The 5,070-nt window shown below is 71.1% G+C and carries 8 protein-coding genes; 6 read left to right on the forward strand and 2 right to left on the reverse strand.

All coding sequences use genetic code 11. The features are described from left to right. The 5 genes from AB0F91_RS46755 to AB0F91_RS46775 form a co-directional block, all read left to right on the forward strand. The coding region (locus AB0F91_RS46755; RefSeq protein WP_360608926.1) for a hypothetical protein at positions 1-183 on the forward strand (183 nt) is incomplete at its 5' end. A gap of 16 nt (positions 184-199) precedes the next feature. Next, a complete protein-coding gene (locus AB0F91_RS46760) occupies positions 200-679 on the forward strand; it encodes a hypothetical protein (protein WP_360608928.1) in 480 nt (159 codons plus the stop codon). Further along, a complete protein-coding gene (locus tag AB0F91_RS46765; RefSeq protein ID WP_360608930.1) occupies positions 676-1,518 on the forward strand; it encodes a 3-methyl-2-oxobutanoate hydroxymethyltransferase in 843 nt (280 codons plus the stop codon). The genes AB0F91_RS46760 and AB0F91_RS46765 overlap by 4 nt, the downstream gene beginning before the upstream one ends. Before the next feature lie 12 nt (positions 1,519-1,530). Then, on the forward strand, positions 1,531-2,385 hold the full coding sequence (locus tag AB0F91_RS46770; RefSeq protein ID WP_360608932.1) for an alpha/beta hydrolase: 855 nt from the start codon (positions 1,531-1,533) through the stop codon (positions 2,383-2,385). Further along, positions 2,382-2,963 (forward strand): 2,3-bisphosphoglycerate-dependent phosphoglycerate mutase, encoded by a 582-nt coding sequence (locus tag AB0F91_RS46775; RefSeq protein WP_360608934.1) that lies wholly within the window; start codon positions 2,382-2,384, stop codon positions 2,961-2,963. Before AB0F91_RS46770 ends, AB0F91_RS46775 begins: the two co-directional genes overlap by 4 nt. On the opposite strand, the gene AB0F91_RS46780 is transcribed toward AB0F91_RS46775, so the two are convergent. After that, positions 2,944-3,384, reverse strand: coding sequence for an RpiB/LacA/LacB family sugar-phosphate isomerase (locus tag AB0F91_RS46780; protein ID WP_360608936.1), 441 nt, complete (start codon positions 3,382-3,384; stop codon positions 2,944-2,946). The two genes, AB0F91_RS46775 and AB0F91_RS46780, sit on opposite strands and share 20 nt — an antisense overlap. A 3-nt stretch (positions 3,385-3,387) precedes the next feature. Further along, positions 3,388-4,329, reverse strand: coding sequence for a hypothetical protein (locus AB0F91_RS46785; RefSeq protein ID WP_360608938.1), 942 nt, complete (start codon positions 4,327-4,329; stop codon positions 3,388-3,390). A 79-nt stretch (positions 4,330-4,408) separates the two neighbouring features. Here AB0F91_RS46785 and AB0F91_RS46790 point away from each other — a divergent pair. Next, on the forward strand, positions 4,409-5,070 hold a 662-nt coding region (locus AB0F91_RS46790; protein ID WP_360608940.1), incomplete at its 3' end, for an alcohol dehydrogenase catalytic domain-containing protein.

A 5,070-nucleotide genomic window follows, 5' to 3' on the forward strand; every position in this document is an offset into this window, starting at 1 on the left:
CGCCAGAAGCTGCGCAAGGCCGCGCTCGCGCTGGCCGAGGACGGGGTCGAGCCGGCGGGCAACCGGGCCCAGGACCAGAAGGTGCGCTCGGTCGCGGTCGTGCTGCCCGCCGAACAGTCCTTTGTGGACGGCATCGGCGAGGCGATGGTCGCCAGGCCCGGCGTGCGGCAGACCACGGTCTGAGACGGCGAGGAACACCGTGTTGCAACGTGGCTTGGTCAGCAGCTGTGCTCGCGCGGCGACCGCCGAGGAAGCGGCTTTCCGGATCGACTACCCGTTGTCCGCCGCCCGCAACACCCGGGTGGTGGCGCTCGACGACGCGGCGAAGGGCATCGTCGGGCGAGCGGCCGCCGAGGAGTGGGCGCAGGCGCGGTTCTACTCGGCTTTCGGCGCCGGTGACGAGTTGGTCACCATGACCGGCGACCGGGTGGCGCTCACCGAAGAGCTGCGCGACAGCAACACCGTCGTGCTGGTCTCGACCACCGGCGAGAACGCGGAGGCGGCGGCCACCATCGGCGCGGCCTGCACGGTGCGCGGGATCATGACGGCCGGCCTGGTCGTGACCTCGGACGGGGTCGCGAACGAGGCACTGTTCTCGCTGCGCCCGCACGCCCGGATCCTCTTGGTGCCCGCCGAGGAGGACGACCTGTTCGAACTGCTGAAAGCGACGCGCGCATGAGCCCCGAGAGCGATCCGGCCGGCAAGGTCACCATCCCGGCTCTGCAGGCGATGAAGACGCGCGGCGAGAAGAGCGTCTGCATCGTCGCCTGGGACTACCAGATGGCGCGCATCGCCGACCGGGTCGGCGTGGACATCGTCTCGGTCGGCGACACCGTCGGGGTCAACCTGTGGGGGCAGCCGCATCCGCTCGAGATCACCTTCGACGAGGTGCTCGTGGTCGCGAAGGCGGTCCGGCGGGGAGTGCGGCGAGCGCTGCTCAGCTGCGACTTCCCGTTCGGCCCGCTGCAACAGGGCGCGGCCAGTGCGGTCGACGCGGCGATCAGGCTGGTCAAGGAGGCGGGCGTCGACCTGGTGAAGCTCGACGGCGCCGCGGACTTCCCGGAGGCGGTCGAGGCGGTGACCAGGGCGGGCGTTCCGGTTTTCGCGCAGTTCGGGATCACGCCCCAGACCGCCCTGAAGTACGGCATCGAATACTCGGCGGCCAGTGTCGCGCAGGTGCCCGACGGGATGCTCGACGAGCTGGTCGCGGAGGCCAAGCGGCTCGAGTCCGCGGGCGCGGTCGCGCTCAACTTCACCAACTCCGGCCCGGTGGTGGGGCCGGCGGTGGTGGACGCGGTGTCGATCCCCGTGCTCGGCGGGTTCGGTGGCGGGCCGTGGCTCGACGGGCGCATCCGCATGGCCACCGCCGCCATCGGCTACAACGCCGCCAACGTCGACAAAGAGATCGACACCTACGCCAACGTCGCGCGGATCACGTTCGACGCGCTGACCGAATGCGCCGCGGACATCCGGGGCGGCCGGCAGATCCGCGGTGGCATCAAGGTGCCGCAGAGCTGAGGAGAAATTCGCATGCCCGTGGTCGTGCTGGACGGGATCGCCACGCGTTACCGGATCGTCGGTGACGGCCCGCCGCTGCTGATGTTCAGCCCGGGCGGCTTCGATTCCACTTTGGACAACTGGACCGGCTTCGGGCGCTACCGCGACCTCGGGTTCCTCGACGCCTTCGCTCCCGAGTACACCTGCGTGGTCTTCGACCGGCGTGAATCGGGGCAGTCGAGTGGCCGGGTCGAGCGGCTGGATTGGCCGGCCTACACGAGCCAGGCGCTCGGGCTCCTCGATCACCTCGGCATCGACTCGGCGCACACCATGGGCGGCTGCGTCGGGTGCTCGACGGCCGCGGCGCTCGCCGTCGCGGCACCGGAGCGGGTGCGCAGCATGGTGTTGTTCTCCCCGGCCGGCGGGCCCCGCTACCGCATGGCGCAGCACCGCCGGTTCGTGCGGCACCTCGCCTACGTCGGCGAGCACGGGCTGCCCGCCGTCGTCGACCTGGCCCGCTCGACGAGCGCCGGCTTCAGCGCCGACCCGCGGGTGGGTCCGTGGGCCGCGCCGCTGCGCCGTGACGAGACCTTCGCGAAGGCGTACGCGGCCTTCGACCCAGCTCGCTACGACCTGCTCGTGACCGCCTCCGTGCGCGGCCTCTTCGACCGCGACACCGTCCCGGGCGTGGAGCCCGAGGACCTGATGACCTGCGACGTGCCCGCGTTGATCGTGCCCGGGCAGGACAACTCGCACGCCCCTTCGGCCGCGCGCTACCTCCAGGAGTGCCTGCCGGTGCACGAGTACTGGGACGTGCCCGTCGCCGAGCAGACGGCCGGGACCGCGCCGGCGCGGGTCCTCGAGTTCCTGCGCGGGCACGACCGGTGAGTCAGCTCGTCCTGCTGCGCCACGGTGAGAGCACCGCCAACGCCGGGGACCTGTTCGCCGGGCATCTCGACGTCCCGCTGACTCTGGCCGGCGTCGGCGAAGCGCGAGCCGTCGCGGACGAGCTGGCCGGCTGGGTCCCGGACGTCGTGCACTCCTCGCCGCTGGTCCGCGCCGCCGACACCGCCGCGATCGTCGCGGGCGTGCTCGCGCCCACCACGGAGGTCGAGCACCGGCCGGCGCTCGTCGAGCGGCATTACGGTGTGCTGCAAGGGATCGAGCGGGCCGACGCCCGGGCGCGGTTCGGTGCGGAAGCGGTCGCCCGCTGGCGGCGGGCGCCGGACGGGGTGCCGCCGGGCGGCGAAAGCCTGGAGATGCTGCACGAGCGGCTGCGACCGTATTGGCTCGAAGAACTGTTGCCGTTGCTGGAATCGGGCCGCTCGGTGCTCGTGGTCGCGCACGGCAACTCCCTGCGCATGCTGCTGGCCCACGTGAGCGGGCTGGACCTCCGGGAGGCGATCGGCGCCGAGGTGCCGACCGCCGTCCCGCTCCGCCCGGCGGTCAGGCTTCCAGCGCGGTGATCTGGTCGATGCGGTCCTGGTGCCGGCCGCCCTTGAACGGAGTGGACAGCCAGAGGGCGAGCAGTCTTTCCGCTTCGTCGTCCGTGATGACCTTCGTGCCGATCACGAGCACGTTGGCGTTGTTGTTGCCGCGCGAGATCTCCACCATGAACGTGGTGTGCCCGAGTCCTGCGCGCACGCCGCGGATCTTGTTGCAGGCGATGACTTCGCCTTGCCCGCTGCCGCCGAGCACGAGGCCGGCGTCCGCGCGGCCGTCGGCGACCCGTCGGCTCACGTCGGCGCACAGCGGCGGGTAGTCGACGGTGTCGGTCGCGCTGTGCGAGCCGCGGTCGGCCACTTCGTGACCGTGGGCGGTGAGCCAGGCGGTGAGGCGCTGCTTGAGGTTCACGCCGTGGTGGTCGGCGGCGATCGCGATCCGCACGGCTCAGCCCACCAGGTCACGGGTCGCGGGCGCGAACATCGAGTCGACGTCCACCGGCTTCGTCAGGATGTGTTGCGCCGCAGCCTGTTCGACGAGGAGCTCGAGGATCGCGCGGTTGGGTTCGATGCCGTAGGGGAGGGGGTCGGTGGTGGCGGTCTCGGCCATGACCCGGGCGTACATCCGGTCGTCGGCGGTTTCCGCCACCCCGGCCCGCAGCCGCTCGACGTAGCGGCGCTTGGACTCGGCGAACGCCTCGAACACGGCCTTCGCGACGCCCGGGTGCGCGTCGAGCACCTCGTCCTTGACGACGACCAGGTGGTTGATCGGGTAGAAGCCGCGTTCGCGCAGCGCCGCGAACCCGGCTTCGACCGGATCGGCGATCAGGGGCACGACGTCGGGTGAGTCGACGCCTGCGTTCACCACGGCGTCGACCTCACCGGCCAGCAGCATGTCCCCGAGTTGCTTGCCCGGCCCGGCCGGCTCGACGTTCCCGGGCGGGCGGTAGGACTCCACGTGCTCGTCACCGCTGAGGACCCAGGTCACCGAGTCGAGATCGAGGCCGTGTTCGAGCGCCATGATCGCGCGCGCCCAGACCCCGGTCGTGACCGTGTAGCCGCGGCCGACGCCGACCCGCTTCCCCGCGAGGTGGCCCGGCTCGGTGATGCCGGAGTCCTTCCGCACGAGGATCGCGCCGTGGTGGAACCCGCGGACCAGGAAGACCGGGAGCGCGGTGAAGCGCACGCCGTGCTCGCGCGCGGTGAGGTAGGTCGTGAGCGCCATCTCGCAGACGTCGTAGGCGAGCTCGCGGACCATCCGCCGGAACCCGTGGACGAGCACTGGTTCTTCCTTGAACGCCAAGGGAAAACCCGCGGGGACGACCGCGCCGTCGGTCAGTGCGCGGTTGTTGCCCTGGGTACGCGTCACGGTCAGCAGGTGCTCGGCCATGCGGCTCCTCGCTTCGTCATGGTGGACTACCTCGCCGATGGTATATTGGGCTGTCCATTCTGCCAACGAGGGAGATTCGATGGTCCAGACTGTGCAGGCGGCGGTCCGCGTCGCGGCGGGCACGACGGAGATGCAGGAGTTCGAGCTTCCGTCGATCGACGAGGATTCCGCCCTGTTGCAGGTGGAGGTCGCGGGGATCTGCGGGACGGACGTGAAGATGTACGCCAGCCCGCCCGCGGTGATCCGGGGCCGGGTGATCATGGGGCACGAGAACGTCGGGGTCATCGCGCAGGCCGGGTCGCGTTTCAAGCAGCGCCACGGGTTGTCCGAAGGCGACCGGGTGTTCGTGGAGCACTACGTCGGCTGCTTCACCTGCGAGTGGTGCCGCCTCGGCGAGTACCGGCACTGCGAGGCGACGGACTGGCGGACCAACCCGGACGGCCGCCGGTTCGGTTACACCTCGGCGGAAAACCCCGGCACGCTGTGGGGCGGGTTCTCCGAATACATGTACCTGCCGTGGAACTCCGTGCTGCACAAGATCCCCGACACGGTCACCCCCGAGCTCGCCGGCATGGTCATGCCGCTCTCCAACGGCATCGAGTGGGCGCTGCTCACGGCCGGGGTCGGGTACGCCGACACCGTGCTGATCCAGGGTCCGGGCCAGCAGGGCCTCGCGCAGCTGGTCGCCGCCAAAACCGCCGGTGCCGCCCAGATCCTGGTGTCCGGGACCACGCGCGACAA

It is taken from the genome of Amycolatopsis sp. NPDC023774 (genome assembly GCF_040639695.1).
Lineage (GTDB): Bacteria > Actinomycetota > Actinomycetes > Mycobacteriales > Pseudonocardiaceae > Amycolatopsis.